This window comes from Paenibacillus xinjiangensis, assembly GCF_059686975.1.
Window position 1 is genome coordinate 80,388 of sequence record NZ_JCAALS010000002.1, and the last position, 15,477, is coordinate 95,864.

The window sequence follows — 15,477 nt, forward strand, 5'->3', positions numbered from 1 at the left end:
TTGTTTCATTGTCTGACTCAGCTCTTGATTCTAGTGAAGAACTTGCTGATTGCGTAATACGCTGCTCCGCGTACTGCGGACTGATCCTGAAGCTCAGCGAATAAGATCTGCAATCGTTCACGATGATAAGGGAGCGTGCGGCGGGCAATGGAGGCTTGTACAGCTTCCTCAAGCCACAGCTTCGCCCGGCTCATCCGGTTGCCAATAATAACAACATTGGGATTAAACACGTTCACAATATTGGATATGCCAGCTCCCATATATTCGCCAATGGAGTAGAAGAGTTCCTGAACACGAGTGTCGCCTGCTTCCGCAGCTTCCAGCAGCGCCTCCAAATGATCGAAGCCGAGGAGCTCGGCTCTCTCCAGCAGAGCATTCTCCGAAGCATACAGCTCCCAACAGCCATTGTTGCCGCAGCGACAAGGCTTGCCGTCATATTCGATAGACAGATGACCAAGCTCACCGGAAAATCCGGAGGCTCCTTTGTACAGCTCTTTGTTCAAAATAATGCCGGTCCCTATGCCAATGCCTACGCTGACATAGATTTGATGGGCGATTCCTCGTCCGGCCCCGTATTTCTGCTCACCCTGAGCACCTGCGTTCGCTTCATTGTCGATAGTGACAGGCAGCTCGAAGCGCTCTTCCAATATACGCTGCAGCTCAATTTGCTTCCATTCAAGGTTCGGTGCGAACAAAATAATACCCTTATCATCCACAATGCCCGGTACTCCCATACCAATTCCGACGATACCATAAGGGCTGTCTGGAGCTTCGCCGATAAGCTTCTCTATACAGGAAATGAGCTGCTCCACAATAAATGCGGGCTCATGCTTCTTCAGGCTGATCTGCAGCTCTGCCAGTACGCTGCCTGTCAGATCGGATAATACTCCGCGAATATAGTTAACGCCTAGATCGATGCCAATCGCATGACCGGCTTGTCCATTGAACAGCAGCATGACCGGCTTGCGTCCGCCGCTTGACTCGCCAGGGCCATTCTCGAAGACGAGATGGCTGTCGATCAAATCCTGGACCAGACTCGATACGGTCGCTTTGTTCAGACCGGTTTGCTCCGAGATTTGTGCCCGAGAGAGAGGAGCGTTCTTAAGAATCGCCTCCAGAACGATAGAGGTGTTGATCTTTTTTATAAGCGTCAAGTCGCCTGTCGTCTTTACCTTCACTAGTCCTAGCCTCCGTCCATCTATCCGATCTGCCTATTGTACCATGAACAATAGGGGAATAAGGATGAGTTCATATGGCATTAGTTTATCATAAAAACTAAGTTTGTTTAATCGATAAACTAACTGACTTGAAGCTTTCCATATACTTCCACTGTACGTGACGATAGATTATGCGGGTGAGCTAATAGAATACGGCTGCCAGAGCCATTCTTTGTCTTAATAGTAATCCAAGTGAATGAAATCATATAAATGACGATTGAATAAAAAAAATACCCCAAAGATATGGGGTATAGAGTAAGTTGTCCGCTATCATAATATGCTAGAAAAGTAGATTTGATTAGGTAGATTTGTTGAAATCTATGCTTTTGTACCGCGGCAATAGCCGATTTTTATAAAGATAGATTATAGTCTAGTAAAATATAGGTGTTTTACCTTTCCACTCAGTAGAACTTTGCGTAAGATAACTCAAATTCCAGGAGGTGCTTATTAATGAGTTGTCCAGTAAACAAAAAGAAAAAAGGCTGCCACAAAAAAACGATTGTAGTAATCAAACCAAAACGCAAAAAAAATATTATTGTGAAGAAAAAAGTTGTTCAAGTAACCTGTCCAGCCCCCGTTGTCAATGTAACTCCGGTTCCAGGTCCTCAAGGACCTCAAGGACCTCAAGGTGTAACAGGAGCGACAGGCCTCACAGGACCAACAGGCCTAACAGGACAGACAGGTCTTACAGGACCACAAGGGCCTGCTGGCGGTATTGCTGACTTTGCCTTTCTATGCAGCACCGAAGCACAAGCGGTAGCAGCGGCTCTAGTCCCAGGCGGGCAAGGGGGAACTGTAACCTTTAATGATTCACTTGTTAATGGGACTGCTCTTACGTTTACTGCACCGTCGAGTATCACGATCAATGAGGCTGGCATTTACAAAATTAACTGGGAGGTATTCCCTACTGCTGGTAACTCCGCATTTGGTTTGTTCTTCGATACGGATGGAGCAGGTCCAGTTGCAGCAGCCCTTGTTCCTTGTAGTAACTACGGATCGAATGCCGGCAATAACCCTTACCCAGGTCAAGTTGTCGTTGAACTGACAGCAGGCGGCGTATTGACGCTGAACCGAATCGATAACATGGGCGCTCTAGTATTGCAAAACGCTATTGGCGGAGGAACTCCGACTGTGAGTGCTTCCTTAACTATAGAAAAATTAGCATAGTTATTTGTAAGTAAAGGTAGATTAGGAAGTAGATAAGAGCTGATTTTTGACTGATTGATTAGTCAAAAATCAGCTTTTTTAGTGCAAAGCACCAAGGCTGGCTATCCCGGAACATTAATCTACATAATTATCAAAGAAATCTTAGTTTGTTTAATAGACAAACTAAGTTTGGTCGTGTTATGCTTATGGTGAGCGTTTTCATTATAAGCTTAAGACAGTGTAGAGACACTTATCTGCAAGGTGAAACGCTAGTAGCTATGGCAAGGGCGATCCTTGCTTCATCCATTATTCGAACAACTTAAAGGAGGATATTTATTTCATGAGCTATTTCAAAAACATCGGCAGCATTCAATTCGAGGGCAAAGGCTCCGACAATCCATTCGCATTCAAGCAATACGATCCGAAACAAGTTGTTCTCGGCAAGACAATGGAGGAGCATCTTCGCTTCGCAGTTGCTTACTGGCATACTTTTAACGCTAACGGAACAGATCCATTCGGTTCCTCGACAATGGTCCGCGGTTGGGATCAATATACAGGCCTAGATCGCTCGAAAGCGCGCGTTGAAGCTAACTTTGAATTTTTGGAAAAGCTGAATGTTCCATTCTTCGCCTTCCATGATGTAGATATCGCGCCAGAAGGCGACACACTGCAAGAAACGAATAAGAACCTCGACGTTATCGTCGCTATGATGAAGGATCACATGAAGTCTTCAGGCAAAAAGCTGCTGTGGAACACAGCTAACATGTTCTCCAACCCACGCTTCGTACATGGTGCAGGCACATCTTGTAATGCAGATGTATATGCGTATGCTGGAGCACAGCTTAAAAAAGGCCTTGAGGTTGGTAAAGAGCTTGGCGCTGAGAACTATGTGTTCTGGGGCGGCCGTGAAGGCTATGAAACCTTGCTGAACACGGATATGGGCTTCGAGCTTGATAACCTTGCTCGTCTGTATCACATGGCTGTTGCCTATGCCAAAGAAATCGGCTTCGACGCACAATTCCTCATTGAGCCTAAGCCAAAAGAGCCAACGAAGCACCAATACGATTATGATGCAGCAACTACGATCTCATTCTTGCAAAAATACGGCTTAACTGATCACTTCAAGCTGAACCTTGAAGCGAACCATGCGACTCTTGCTGGTCATACGTTCGAGCATGAGATTCGCACAGCTGCTATTAACGGCATGCTCGGCTCACTTGATGCGAACCAAGGCGATCTGCTTCTTGGCTGGGATACAGATGAATTCCCTACTGATCTGTACTCGACTACACTAACGATGTTCGAAGTTCTGAAAGCTGGCGGTATCGGCCGCGGCGGCATTAACTTCGATGCCAAAGTTCGTCGTGCTTCCTTCGAAGCGGATGATCTTTTCCTTGCTCATATCGCAGGTATGGACAGCTTTGCTTGGGGATTGAAAGCAGCAGCTAAGCTGATTGACGAGAAAATTCTCGACAACATCGTAGACAACCGTTACCGCAGCTTCAAGGAAGGTATCGGTGCTGATATCGTATCCGGCAAAGCGACTCTAGCTTCTCTGGAGCAATACGCATTGCAGAACAACCCAATCAAGAATGAGTCGGGCCGTCAAGAGCGCATGAGACTTCTGCTCAGCGAAGTTATTTTCAGCGTATAGACTGAGGAGGAGGCAGCCCTAGTGAGCTATGTCGTAGGTATAGATTTAGGAACGAGCGCCGTTAAGGCGCTCCTCATTGACAAGAATGGAACCGTAGCAGCCGAAGCATCGCGCAGCTACCCGTTGTTCCATGAGCATTCAGGCTGGAGTGAGCAGAAGGCGGATGACTGGGTAACAGCTACGCTTGAAGCTCTTCAGCAGGTGGCATCGGCAGCGGGCGTCGCTCCCGAAGCCATTGAAGGAATCAGCTTCTCAGGTCAAATGCACGGTCTTGTGCTGCTGGACGAAGAAGGCAATCCGATCCGTAATGCTATTCTGTGGAATGATACGCGTACGACCAAGCAATGCCGTGAGATCGAGTCTACGCTTGGCGACAAGCTGCTGGGCATCACTCGCAACCCGGCACTCGAAGGCTTCACACTGCCCAAGATTTTATGGGTTCGTCAGCATGAGCCGGAGGCTTTCGCTAAGGCGAAGCTGTTCGTGCTGCCGAAGGACTATGTCCGCTATCGCCTGACAGGCGAGCTGCACATGGATTATTCCGATGCAGCAGGAACACTGCTGCTGGACGTTGCTGCCAAGGAGTGGAGCGCAGATGTGCTAGCCGCATTCGAGCTCCCGGCGAGCTTTTGTCCGCCGCTCGTTGAATCGCATGGGTTAGTAGGAACACTGCTGCCCGAGGCAGCTGCACGTACGGGGCTCAGCTCCGAGGTGAAGGTATTCGCCGGCGGTGCTGATAATGCATGTGGAGCAATCGGGGCAGGTATCCTGTCAGAGGGCTTGACGCTGTCGAGCATTGGAACATCTGGCGTTATTCTCTCCTATGAGAATGACAAGGATAAGGACTTTGGCGGTAAGGTGCATTTCTTCAATCATGGTCAAGAGAATGCTTTCTATGCCATGGGAGTGACACTTGCAGCTGGATATAGTCTGACGTGGTTCAAGAATACATTTGCTGCTGGCGAGTCGTATGACGAGCTGCTGCAAGGCGTCGGCGATGTGAAGCCGGGTGCAGGGGGGCTGTTGTTCACACCGTATTTGGTTGGCGAACGGACACCGCATGCGGATCCAGCTATTCGCGCCAGCTTTATCGGTGTGGACGGTTCGCATGAGCGCATTCACTTTGCCCGTGCAGTGATGGAAGGAATTACGTTCTCCTTGAATGAATCGGTCGATTTATTCCGCAGTGTTGGCAAAAAAGTCGATACGATCATCTCGATCGGAGGCGGAGCGCAGAATCCGGTGTGGCTGCAAATGCAGGCGGATATCTTCGATGCTACAGTTGTAGCTCTCGAGAATGAGCAAGGTCCTGGGCTTGGTGCGGCTATGCTGGCAGCTTATGGCTGCGGCTGGTTCAACAGCTTGGAAGCATGCGCGGATATATTCGTGAAGCATGCAGCCTCCTACGCTCCACAGCCGGAAGCTGTAGAGACGTATAAAGGTCTGTTCCATGTATATCAGCAAGTATATGCACAGACGAAAGCGCTGAATGAAGCTTTAGTCCCATACAGGGGCTGAAGAAGTGATTCGGATTTATGAATAATACTAGCAATGGCTATGCCGCTTCCTCCGTTTGACGGAGGAGCGGTTTTTTTTTGTTGCCTATTTTGGGAAATAGATAGAAATTCTTTAATGTTTTACACTTTTCTTAGCAAACGGGAGTCATACAGAATGTCATTAGGCATATGTGTCTATGGATATGATTTTTGTGTAAACTGCGACTTTGGTCGTTGTTTTATTGTAAGCTATACTTACATCATACATAAATAGAGTGCTGGGGAGGAATGAAATTATGAAAAGGAAATTCATATGGAACTTATCCGTAAGTCAGAAATTAATTGTTTCCTTCTTGGCAATCATGGCGATTCTGGTGGTGAACGGTCTCATTAGTCTGGATCGAATGGGCAAGCTTACGGATAACGCACGAGAGATCTCACAGGTATGGCTGACAAATATGAAGACGATCAATGAAATTAATTATTTGAATGAGCATTTGTTGACTATTCAGTATAAAATATCGAGCGAGAGCGAGCCGCTCAAACAGAAGCTGCTAGAGGAAGATGGCGAATATACCATTGTCATACTTGAGAAGAAGTATGAGCAATACGCAACTGCCAAGACCGGCAACGATATGGAGCTGTCTCGCAATCTTCAGGGAGAATTCAAAGCATATATGGCTCTATATCGCAATGTGATTAGATTAGCGGGCATGAATGCTGCGGAAGAAGAATTAGATGAAGCCTTGTTTGATTCAGAGCAATCATTCGGCGTTATGCAGTCTTATATCAATACCATTATCCGTTTGAATGAAGAGGGCGCTAAGGCAGCAGAGGATTCCAGCAGCACGATCTACAAAGAGGGGATTACCTACTCTGGAATAGGACTAGCAGCTACAATAATAATTATAATAGGCATTCTGATCTATACACGCCAGACCATCTCATTGCCAATCAAGAGATCCTCAGAGGTCATTGCACAAGTTGCTGAAGGCTCCTTGCATGTAACATTGCCGAAGGTGAAGAGCAGAGATGAGATTGGCGCTATGGTGCTCGGGCTAGGTGCAATGGTCGAATCGCTCCGCAGTACCCTGCAGGGCGTGAAGGATGCCTCAACGAGCATATCTGCTTCCTCTGAGGAAATGCTTGCTGCCTCAGAGCAGAATGCCAGCTCGGCGGAGCAAGCGTCCGTTATGTTCAAAGAAGCGGCAGCAGGCTCACAGGAGCAGCTTCACAGCTTCGAGGAAATTGGCCGATCGACAGAGGAAATGGCGCAAGGGACGCAGCGCATCGCGGAGAGCAGCTCCCATGCAGCCGAATTGTCTGCTCGAGCAGCGGAGCAGGCGCAGAAGGGTGGAGAGACCATCGAGCAGGCTATTCTAACGATGGGGACGATTGATAAATCCGTGCACTCGGCTACGGAGCATGTAGCGCAGCTGGAGAGTCATATGAAGGATATTGGCTCCATTACGGATCTGATCGGCAGCATATCGAAGCAGACGAACCTGCTTGCGCTCAATGCTGCTATCGAAGCGGCACGAGCAGGAACTGCCGGCAGAGGGTTCGCAGTCGTTGCTGAAGAGGTCCGTCAGCTATCTACGCAGACAGCAGAGTCTGTATCGAGCATCGCAGCAGTTATTGCTAAGATTAAGGAAGACACAGCAACGACGGTAGAGACTATGGCAGCGAGCCGTGCCGAGACGCTGAAGGGTCTAGAGAGTGTGAATGCGGCCGGACAGTCCTTCAAGCAAATTTCCCTTGCATCCGTGGATGTCTCCGGCAAGATCGAAGAGGTCGCGGCGGCAGCGGAGCAGCTTGCAGCAAGCTCGGAGGAGGTTACCGCCTCCATCGAACAGCTGACTGGCATCGCAAGCCGTACTTACGGCATTGCACAAGAGGTTGCAGCAAGTGCAGAGAAACAAACCGCCTCTGCGGAAGAAATAGCTTCAGCAGCAGGCGGCTTGACCGATATTGCACAGGATATGAATGAAATAGTGATGAAATTCAAGATTTAACCGTTGCATTGCAATGGTGAAGCAGTCCTTATCGTTTGAAGCTGCTCCATATCATTTCGGGCTTTACCCCCAGCTCTCCGGCAATTAATTCTGCCGTGAGGCGTTGGGGTTTTTTTATTTTGCCGTTGCGGATTTTGGATATGGTCGTTAAGGAGATTAGGGTAGATTGGGCTAGAGATGTAGCGGATATGTTTTTGTTCAGCATCAGCATCCGAAGCTTATAAGAGGAGTCTTCTCCTTGGTCATGGAGGTTTAGGTCAGTGACGATGATCAAGTAGCTTTTGAAGCTCTTATTGCCGTAATAGAACGGTTTAACAACAGCAGAGGTAGCATACACATTGTCATAAATAACCATGCTTAATTCCAATTGTTCCGTAGTTCCATTGTTGCGGGCATATTCCATGACACGACGCAGCTGCTTGTGGGAGTCTTCAGCGACATAGTCGAATATACTCTGGTTGATTAGGGCGGAAGGATTGTATTTGATCGGACAATAGTACCTTTTAGTAGCGGATATTTTGAATTGCTCGGTGGCGTTAATGCTCAGAACCATCTTGTTCTCGACAGCGAATTCATCCGTCCATCTATCCTCAGACAAGTCTTTGCAGATGACAATGTAATAGGATTTGTTCTCCTGCACGAGCTTGCGGCATGTGAACCGAATCGGCGCTGCTAATGTAGACTTGGCAACAAGCTCCCAGTCTACAGCCGCTCCGTTGTCCTCATCCAGCTGAACCATCAATTGCGTGAAGGTCAGCCCATCCTTAAGCAGCCCATCAGGATCTACCTCTACCAGCTCCGTCTTCTTATAGCCGGTTAAGGATGTGAAGGCTTGATTGATATCACGTATGTACCAGCGGTTATGCTCAGATTCAACGATAAACATCGGATCGGCGAGTAAATAAAAAATGTTGTACATCTTGATGACACCATCCTCGGTTGAAGAGTATAAGAATATTTAAGTAACATTATACGTTAAGAAACATGACATTAGTATGGTTAAATAAAATTATATAAAAAAATGCAAAAAAAACAATACCTTTGAATCATAAAAATGGCTTAAATTAGGGCATTCTAATGAACATTGCTTCAAACATTTAGGGAACACTGATAGGATGGGCGCTAAGGCCTGTGACGATGTTAGCCACCAATAGGAGGAATTCAATGATGAGCTCAGCGATTATGTTCGATTTCGGAGATGGAGAAAGCGCGGCGGCAGCCTGCTCAACGCTTCAAGAGCTGGGCTATGAGCCGATGCTGCATGAAGGTAATCGGGTACATATTCATGTGGAGGGGAATGACCTGACCTCAGCGCTAGAGATTGCTCAAGCGAGTGGAGGACAGCTTGTTGAGCAGTCGGCGATTAATGAATACGCTGTGACAGGCAGCGCCTATTCGCTCAATGCCATAACGATCCCTGCACACCTCGTTAATGAGGACTGGAGCGCACAGGAGGAGGAAGCCCAAGAGGGGCTGCGCAACTGGAATGAGGATGGCGATATGGGGACGGAGTTTTTGCCTGATCCAGGCACATATGACCATTTTTCTGGTGATGTGAACATATAATGGGTACAAGCGAGAAGCGGACCATCGTTAACTTCACGATGATCCGCTTCTCGCTTTATACTACTCGATTATGACCACTGGGCAGCTTCGGCTGCACTTTTGCCTGCATTATAGCCTGTGGAGAAAGCTGCCGTAATATTATAGCCTCCGGTATAGCCATGAATATCAAGTACCTCACCGCAGAAGTATAAACCCTCCGCGAGCTTCGAGTGCATCGTCTTCGGATCAATCTCCTTCAAGTGAACCCCGCCGCCAGTTACGAAAGCTTCTTCAATAGACAGAGTTCCGTTGACGGCTACAGGGAAGCTCTTTATCCGTTTCGCGAGCTCCAGCCACGGGCCTTTCGGAATATTATCATAGGTCGTGTCGCCGCTAATGCCGCATTGCTGCAGCAGCAGCTCGAGGAGCCGTTCCTGCACATAGCTCTTCAGCACGTTCTTGATCGCCTTCTTGGATTCCTTCCGGGTCATCTCCATCGTTTCCTCGTAGATCTCAGCTTCGCTTCGATCGGGCAGCAGATCAATCGTAACTAACACGGTGTGCTGCTTATTAGCCGCATCATTACCTGCTGCTTGCTTCAACGCCTTGACAACGAATTGACTGCAGCGAAGGGCAATCGGGCCGGATAGTCCGAAATGCGTAAATATCATATCGCCCTCATGCTCAATAACCCTTTTTCCTTTGGCATTCCAGACGGATAGTGTCACATTGCGCAGTGATAGGCCCTGCAGCTGCTTGCTTCGAATCCACGGCTCCGACGAAGTAAGCGGTACTTCCGTCGGGTAGAGCTCAGTTATCGTGTGACCTGCGTCCATTGCCCAGGGGTAGCCATCACCTGTTGATCCAGTTTGCGGCACGGATTTGCCGCCAGTCGCAATAATAACGGCTTTGGAGAGAATCGTCTCCCCTGACATAAGCTCAATGCCTTTTACTGCTCCCGACTCATATAACACTTCCTTAACAGGCTCATTGATTCTAATCTCAACACCTTGCTCCCTGACTCTCCGAATGAGGGCATCGACAACACTCTTCGCTTTGTCGGATACCGGGAACATGCGCCCCCTGTCCTCTTCCTTCAATGCAATGCCCATCTCCTCGAAAAAGGCCATAATATCGCGATTACCGAACTGATTCAGCGCACTAAACAGAAACTTGCCATTGCCAGGGATGTTGCGAATAAGCTCATCCATTTCTTTGGCATTGGTCACATTACAGCGGCCGCCGCCGGATATGCCAAGCTTGCGGCCCAGTTTATTACCTTTATCGATAAGCAGGGTAGATGCGCCGCTACTGCTAGCTGCCACCGCAGCCATTAGCCCGGACGGTCCCCCGCCGATTATAATTACGTCAAACATGGTTCACTCAGCCTTTCTATTCTGACGATGCTGCGTTATTTCGTCTATTGTATCATTTTTTTGCTTGTAAATTGAGTTATAATAATGGCAAAGCAAGGGAAGTTGAACGTTCGGGAGGCGGAGCAGTGATGAATCGTTCAGAGTGGAGCTTGCAGGGAACAGGCTGTGCTGCCCTATATGTAAGAGAATGGCTGCCTAATACGGGACAACTGCTGGGTGTGGTCACCATCGTTCATGGAATGGGCGAGCAAGGCGAGCGTTACAGGAACGTAGCGTCTAAGCTGACAGAAGCAGGCTTCGGTGTTATTGCTCTAGATCAGGAGGGACATGGTCGTTCATCAGGCCCAAGAGGGCATATGCGATCAATCGTAGATGCGGTCAGCCACGTTGATCTTGTACTGAAAGAGGCGCGTAGGCGGCACCCTGGTGCTCCTGTGTTCTTGTATGGACATAGTATGGGAGGCAATGTTGCACTCAATACCGCGTTAAGATTGAACCCTGATATTCAAGGGTTAATCGTGACAAGCCCTTGGCTGAAGCTGGCTTTCAGCCCGCCTGCTGCTCAGCTGTGGCTGGGTCATCAGCTTGTGAGAATCATGCCGCGCTTAGCACAGTCAACAGGCCTGAGGTCTGAGGACTTATTCCGTACCGGGTATGTGGGAGCGGCTCCAATCGAAGGAGATCCGCTTAATCACACGAGGATTACCATTCAGACCTTCATTGAGATTAATAATGCGGGAGAGTGGGCGATTGAACATGCTGAGCAGCTGCAGGATATGCCGTTCTTACTCATGCATGGCTCAGCAGATCGAGTAACGTCTTATCAAGCAAGCGCTGAGCTGGCATTGCGTCTAGGCGAAAGATGCGAGTTCGTAACGTGGGAAGGGTGTTTACACGAGCTGCATAACGACCTTGAGGCAGAGCGGGTTATTCATAGGATCATAGAGTGGCTAACGGCCCAATTGTAAAAAGGCAGCCTTTGTGCTTTAATCGGACTATTAGAATAGAGATAATAAGGGGATAGGCGAGCGTAAATGTCATTGGAGTGAACTAACCATTCGGAGCGGGATTAGAGGGAGACTGATCATCCTTGTTCAAAGAGCTGCTATTGCAATTTATAATATCAATGCTGCCCGTATTTGCTTTTCAATTATGGCATAACTTTAATAGAAGGTGGAACACAATCCCGTTATTCCTGGGGCTGGTCAGCTCTGGCTCGATGCTGATGTGCTTTATTGTAACGCTGGATATTCATGGCTACGTGCTGGGATTCTGGTTCATCCCCTTTATTGTAGGGTCTTTGTATGGGGGAGTGACCGCTTTTGCTCTGATGAGCATGATCTATTTAGGCTTCGAATTTGTTTTGCTCGACTCGACCTTTGATTTAGCTGTATTAGCTTTTTTCATCATCATCGTATCGCCAACCATCTGGTATGCGCTGAAGGTATTTGAGGGTGCGCCCGCTCAGGCGAAGAAGAAGCAGCTTGTAATGATACTAATGGGCGAGATGCTTATTTATTACGGCATTAGCTTATGGGAATATTTTCTCACGTTGGATGCGCAGTGGTCTGTTCTGATGGCCATGAGCTTCGTGATTGCACTTGGAGGGTCTATTGCAGCCGTCTGGATCTCTATCTTTGTCATAGAGAGCCTGCTGGAGAATAGGCATCTTCACTATGAGGTGCAGCGTGTATCGACGAGCTATCGCTACGAAGTGGAGAAGCTGCAGCAGTTCATTGATGAGACACAGTTCGGAGTCATCATTGTGAATCAGCATGGCCATATAACCCACATTAACGATATGGGCTTCCAATTGTACAGCAAGCAGTCCAACATTGATGATCGAGCAGCTATAGTTGGACGAAATTTCACTGCCTTCTTCAATGAGCAGCGGCAGTCAGCGGATATTCGATTGCTGCAGTCAGCACTGCAAGGGAACAAGCTGCGGCTTGATCCTGCTGTGGATGATGGCAGAACACTTATCAAATCCGCATTCGATATCCGCAATCTCCAGAACGGCTATATAAGCGGAGCAGCGATAATTGCTCAAGATGTCACTGAGCTTACGCAGCTTAGAGATGAGCTTGGGCGGATGGAAAGACTCAGCTTAGTTGGTCAAATGGCTGCGAGTATTACGCATGAGATTCGTAATCCAATGGCGGTTATACGCGGGTTTATTCAGTTGATTCGTGAGCGAAGTCCGAAGGAGCATCAGCAATACTTCCAGATTGTAATGGAGGAACTGGATCGCACTAATATGATTATCAATGACTTCTTGTCTCTTGCTCAGAATCGAGCGTTAACTATGCATTCAAGCTGCCTGCATGACATCATACTAGAGATGGTGCCTTTGCTGCATGCGGATGCGAATATGCGCGGCCAGATGATTGTCGTTGAGCTCTGTGATTACATTCCCCCTATTATGTTAAATGACAAAGAAATTAAGCAGCTTCTGCTCAACCTCTCACGCAATGCAATGGAAGCAATGGGAGACAAAGGAAAGCTGACTATACATACCACGTATAATGAAGAGAGCAAGCTCATTGTGCTTCGTATTAAGGATAATGGCGTTGGTATTTCCCAAGAGCAGATGAAGCGTCTGTTCGAGCCATTCTTCACGACGAAGTCAGCAGGCACGGGCCTTGGCTTGCCGCTATGCCTAAGCATTGCTGAGCGACATAATGGCCGTATCGAGGTTGAATCGGAGGAAGGCGACGGCACAACCTTCATTGTTACCTTCAATGTCGTTGCTGCTTAGCGACATAATGCGGCTGACAGCAGAGCATACTATCGTTGGAAGATTAGATTGCATTCCAGCCTAGGAGGTAATTAATGATGGTACAGCATAACGGAAACAAAGGCGATTCGGCCAAGCAGTCCAAGCAAGCGGGGAACAATAAGTCCAGTAAAGATCCAGCACAGCCAGGCTTTGATAAAAAGCTGGACGGTCCTAACCGGCCTTCCATCTAGGGCGGCTCCTCTAGGAATGGGACAAAAAGATGATCCGGCGTTAGGGTGGGTTCATCCATTCAAGGATGTCGGCTTTCTGACAACGGAGAATAGAGAATTATTCGAGCGCGGCATCATGCCGCAAGCGGGTATTTTTACACATGAGGATAAAAATACGGCGTACCGAGCAGGGGAGCAGCAGGCTCCTGATTCTTCAGCAATAAAGCAACCGGAGTAAGCAGGCTCCGGTTGCTTTATTTTGATATCGGGCGGTATAATAGTTATAAACTGTAGTTATTAAAGGAGTGTTGTTAAATGTCAATGTCATTTGAAAGATATATGTTAGATATGGTACAGCCAATGCGCGATGATCTTACTCGCCTGGGCATCCAAGAGCTTCGTACGCCTGAGGAGGTAGCAGAATCTCTTCCTGATGCTAAAGGTACAGCGCTTGTTGTCATTAACTCTGTCTGCGGATGCGCAGCAGGCCAATGTCGTCCAGGTGTTGCAGAAGCGCTGCAGCATGATGTAACGCCGGATCACCTGTTCACGGTATTCGCTGGACAAGACAAAGAAGCTACGGCTAAGGCTCGCGAATATTTCGCACCATACCCGCCATCTTCCCCTTCTATCGCACTTATGAAAGATGGAGAGCTTGTTCATTTCATTGAGCGCCATCAAATCGAGAATCGTTCCGCTTCGGATATCGCGGCTGATCTGGCTGACGCATTCGATCGGTTCTGCCGTTAATAGGAGGACTCTATGAGCCTACAGCAGGAAATTATTGAACGGTTTGGCGTGAAGCCTGAGATTGATCCGGATACTGAAATACGCAGACGTGTTGATTTCCTGAAGGAGTATGTGCAGAAGTCCGGAACAACAGGTCTTCTAATCGCAATCAGCGGAGGTATCGACAGCGCAGTTGCTGCTGGCCTATGTAAGAAAGCGACGGATGAGTTGACTGCTGAGACTGGGCGCGAATATATGACGCTTGGCGTATTCCAGCCTTACAGCGAGCAGGCAGATATTGCGGACAGCTATGCGGTTGCTGAAGCCTTCGACTTGAAGCATAAGGCAGAGACGAACATTGGTGAAGCGGTCGATGAGATCGCTATTGAAGTCGAGCATGCCTTCAAGGGACTGGGTATTCCCCGTCATCTTAGCCGCGGTGGCAAAGGCAATGTGAAGGCAAGAACACGGATGGTCGTGCAATACGCTCTTGCATTCGATATGAATTTGCTTGTTGTTGGCACGGACCATGCTTCCGAGGCTGTTACTGGCTTCTATACGAAGTGGGGCGATGGAGCTGTTGATATTACACCGCTCAGCTCGCTCAACAAACGTCAGGTTCGTCAGCTTGCAGCCAGCTTGAAGGTACCACAGAGCATTCTGGACAAAGCGCCTACAGCTGGTCTGTGGGATGGTCAGACGGATGAAGGCGAGCTAGGTATTCTGTATGATGAGAACAGCGCATACCTCGAGGGCAAGGAAATTGGCGCCGAGGCGAAGGAAAAGCTGGAGAAGCAATACTTGAAGACCGAGCATAAGCGTTCTCCGATTCCGGGTATATAGAGTGATCGAATAGCAGTGCAGGTGGTCACCTGTACTGCTATTTCTATGATTGATTGCATCATAAGAAGGCAGGTGCGAGAATGATTGTCGGGATCGGACATGATATAACGGATATGGAACGGGTTACTGCTGTTGTGAATGGCAGGAGCGGGAGACGGTTCATCGAACGGATTTTAACAGGAAGAGAACGCGAGCTGTGCGCGGCCTATGAAGGAGCGCGGCTTGTGCAGTTCGTGGCAGGGAGGTTCGCGGCCAAGGAAGCTGTAGTAAAAGCATTTGGCTGTGGAATCGGTGCGACATTGGGCTTTAGTGACATCGATATATTGCGGGATGCGGCCGGCAAGCCGGGATGCGAGCTGTCCTACGGAGCATGGAAGCGACTTGAACGGGAGCCGGAACGGCTGCGCATACATATTACGATTACACATGATCGTGCGATTGCTTCCGCAGTAGCCATTGTGGAGCAAGTATAGCATACAAGAAGGGCTGCCCTATTCATCATCTTAG

15 protein-coding genes are annotated in these 15,477 nt (G+C 48.4%); 12 read left to right on the plus strand and 3 right to left on the minus strand.

Features of this window, described 5'->3' with window-relative positions; genetic code table 11:
- Positions 1–17: 17 nt before the first annotated feature.
- Entirely contained in the window at positions 18–1,178 is a 1,161-nt protein-coding gene (locus tag AC6ESP_RS02390; RefSeq protein ID WP_497095079.1) for an ROK family protein, read from the minus strand.
- Between the two features lie 489 nt (positions 1,179–1,667).
- On the opposite strand from AC6ESP_RS02390, the gene AC6ESP_RS02395 reads away from it, so the two are divergent.
- The 4 genes from AC6ESP_RS02395 (at position 1,668) to AC6ESP_RS02410 (ending at position 7,528) form a co-directional block, all read left to right on the plus strand.
- Positions 1,668–2,384 (plus strand): collagen-like protein, encoded by a 717-nt coding sequence (locus AC6ESP_RS02395; protein WP_497095080.1) that lies wholly within the window; start codon positions 1,668–1,670, stop codon positions 2,382–2,384.
- Positions 2,385–2,703: 319 nt separating this feature from the next.
- Positions 2,704–4,017 carry a xylose isomerase gene (xylA, locus tag AC6ESP_RS02400; RefSeq protein ID WP_497095081.1) on the plus strand — a complete coding sequence of 438 codons (1,314 nt, stop codon included), beginning with the start codon at positions 2,704–2,706 and terminating at the stop codon, positions 4,015–4,017.
- A 21-nt stretch (positions 4,018–4,038) separates the two neighbouring features.
- A complete protein-coding gene (xylB, locus tag AC6ESP_RS02405) occupies positions 4,039–5,535 on the plus strand; it encodes a xylulokinase (RefSeq protein WP_497095082.1) in 1,497 nt (498 codons plus the stop codon).
- Positions 5,536–5,809: 274 nt separating this feature from the next.
- Positions 5,810–7,528: a methyl-accepting chemotaxis protein gene (locus AC6ESP_RS02410; RefSeq protein WP_497095083.1), complete on the plus strand. Its 1,719-nt coding sequence runs from the start codon at positions 5,810–5,812 to the stop codon at positions 7,526–7,528.
- A gap of 28 nt (positions 7,529–7,556) precedes the next feature.
- Here AC6ESP_RS02410 and AC6ESP_RS02415 read toward each other — a convergent pair whose 3' ends face one another.
- Complete coding sequence (locus AC6ESP_RS02415; RefSeq protein WP_497095084.1) at positions 7,557–8,447, minus strand: PAS domain-containing protein; 891 nt, start codon at positions 8,445–8,447, stop codon at positions 7,557–7,559.
- 248 nt (positions 8,448–8,695) lie between these two features.
- Between AC6ESP_RS02415 and AC6ESP_RS02420 the strand changes: the two genes are divergently transcribed.
- Positions 8,696–9,094 carry a hypothetical protein gene (locus tag AC6ESP_RS02420; protein ID WP_497095085.1) on the plus strand — a complete coding sequence of 133 codons (399 nt, stop codon included), beginning with the start codon at positions 8,696–8,698 and terminating at the stop codon, positions 9,092–9,094.
- A 68-nt stretch (positions 9,095–9,162) separates the two neighbouring features.
- Here AC6ESP_RS02420 and AC6ESP_RS02425 read toward each other — a convergent pair whose 3' ends face one another.
- Positions 9,163–10,449, minus strand: coding sequence for a BaiN/RdsA family NAD(P)/FAD-dependent oxidoreductase (locus AC6ESP_RS02425; RefSeq protein WP_497095086.1), 1,287 nt, complete (start codon positions 10,447–10,449; stop codon positions 9,163–9,165).
- Between the two features lie 128 nt (positions 10,450–10,577).
- On the opposite strand from AC6ESP_RS02425, the gene AC6ESP_RS02430 reads away from it, so the two are divergent.
- The 7 genes from AC6ESP_RS02430 (at position 10,578) to acpS (ending at position 15,443) form a co-directional block, all read left to right on the plus strand.
- Positions 10,578–11,417: an alpha/beta hydrolase gene (locus AC6ESP_RS02430; protein ID WP_497095368.1), complete on the plus strand. Its 840-nt coding sequence runs from the start codon at positions 10,578–10,580 to the stop codon at positions 11,415–11,417.
- Positions 11,418–11,575: 158 nt separating this feature from the next.
- Entirely contained in the window at positions 11,576–13,207 is a 1,632-nt protein-coding gene (locus AC6ESP_RS02435) for an ATP-binding protein (RefSeq protein WP_497095087.1), read from the plus strand.
- Positions 13,208–13,281: 74 nt separating this feature from the next.
- Positions 13,282–13,419, plus strand: a complete 138-nt coding sequence (locus AC6ESP_RS02440) for a hypothetical protein (protein WP_497095088.1) — start codon at positions 13,282–13,284, stop codon at positions 13,417–13,419.
- A 16-nt stretch (positions 13,420–13,435) separates the two neighbouring features.
- A complete protein-coding gene (locus AC6ESP_RS02445; protein WP_497095089.1) occupies positions 13,436–13,636 on the plus strand; it encodes a hypothetical protein in 201 nt (66 codons plus the stop codon).
- A gap of 77 nt (positions 13,637–13,713) precedes the next feature.
- Positions 13,714–14,148 carry a BrxA/BrxB family bacilliredoxin gene (locus tag AC6ESP_RS02450; RefSeq protein ID WP_497095090.1) on the plus strand — a complete coding sequence of 145 codons (435 nt, stop codon included), beginning with the start codon at positions 13,714–13,716 and terminating at the stop codon, positions 14,146–14,148.
- Positions 14,149–14,160: 12 nt separating this feature from the next.
- Positions 14,161–14,970: an NAD(+) synthase gene (nadE, locus tag AC6ESP_RS02455; RefSeq protein ID WP_497095091.1), complete on the plus strand. Its 810-nt coding sequence runs from the start codon at positions 14,161–14,163 to the stop codon at positions 14,968–14,970.
- An 80-nt stretch (positions 14,971–15,050) separates the two neighbouring features.
- Positions 15,051–15,443, plus strand: a complete 393-nt coding sequence (gene acpS, locus AC6ESP_RS02460; RefSeq protein WP_497095092.1) for a holo-ACP synthase — start codon at positions 15,051–15,053, stop codon at positions 15,441–15,443.
- Positions 15,444–15,477 lie beyond the last annotated feature (34 nt).

Coding starts and splice junctions, on each gene's coding strand:
- AC6ESP_RS02430 (WP_497095368.1), top strand. CDS start 10,578: ATGAATCGTTCAGAGTGGAGCTTGCAGGGAACAGGCTGTGCTGCCCTA.
- AC6ESP_RS02395 (WP_497095080.1), top strand. CDS start 1,668: ATGAGTTGTCCAGTAAACAAAAAGAAAAAAGGCTGCCACAAAAAAACG.
- AC6ESP_RS02410 (WP_497095083.1), top strand. CDS start 5,810: ATGAAAAGGAAATTCATATGGAACTTATCCGTAAGTCAGAAATTAATT.
- nadE (WP_497095091.1), top strand. CDS start 14,161: ATGAGCCTACAGCAGGAAATTATTGAACGGTTTGGCGTGAAGCCTGAG.
- AC6ESP_RS02425 (WP_497095086.1), bottom strand. CDS start 10,449: ATGTTTGACGTAATTATAATCGGCGGGGGACCGTCCGGGCTAATGGCT.
- xylA (WP_497095081.1), top strand. CDS start 2,704: ATGAGCTATTTCAAAAACATCGGCAGCATTCAATTCGAGGGCAAAGGC.
- acpS (WP_497095092.1), top strand. CDS start 15,051: ATGATTGTCGGGATCGGACATGATATAACGGATATGGAACGGGTTACT.
- AC6ESP_RS02415 (WP_497095084.1), bottom strand. CDS start 8,447: ATGTACAACATTTTTTATTTACTCGCCGATCCGATGTTTATCGTTGAA.
- AC6ESP_RS02435 (WP_497095087.1), top strand. CDS start 11,576: ATGCTGCCCGTATTTGCTTTTCAATTATGGCATAACTTTAATAGAAGG.
- AC6ESP_RS02440 (WP_497095088.1), top strand. CDS start 13,282: ATGATGGTACAGCATAACGGAAACAAAGGCGATTCGGCCAAGCAGTCC.
- AC6ESP_RS02420 (WP_497095085.1), top strand. CDS start 8,696: ATGAGCTCAGCGATTATGTTCGATTTCGGAGATGGAGAAAGCGCGGCG.
- AC6ESP_RS02445 (WP_497095089.1), top strand. CDS start 13,436: ATGGGACAAAAAGATGATCCGGCGTTAGGGTGGGTTCATCCATTCAAG.
- AC6ESP_RS02450 (WP_497095090.1), top strand. CDS start 13,714: ATGTCAATGTCATTTGAAAGATATATGTTAGATATGGTACAGCCAATG.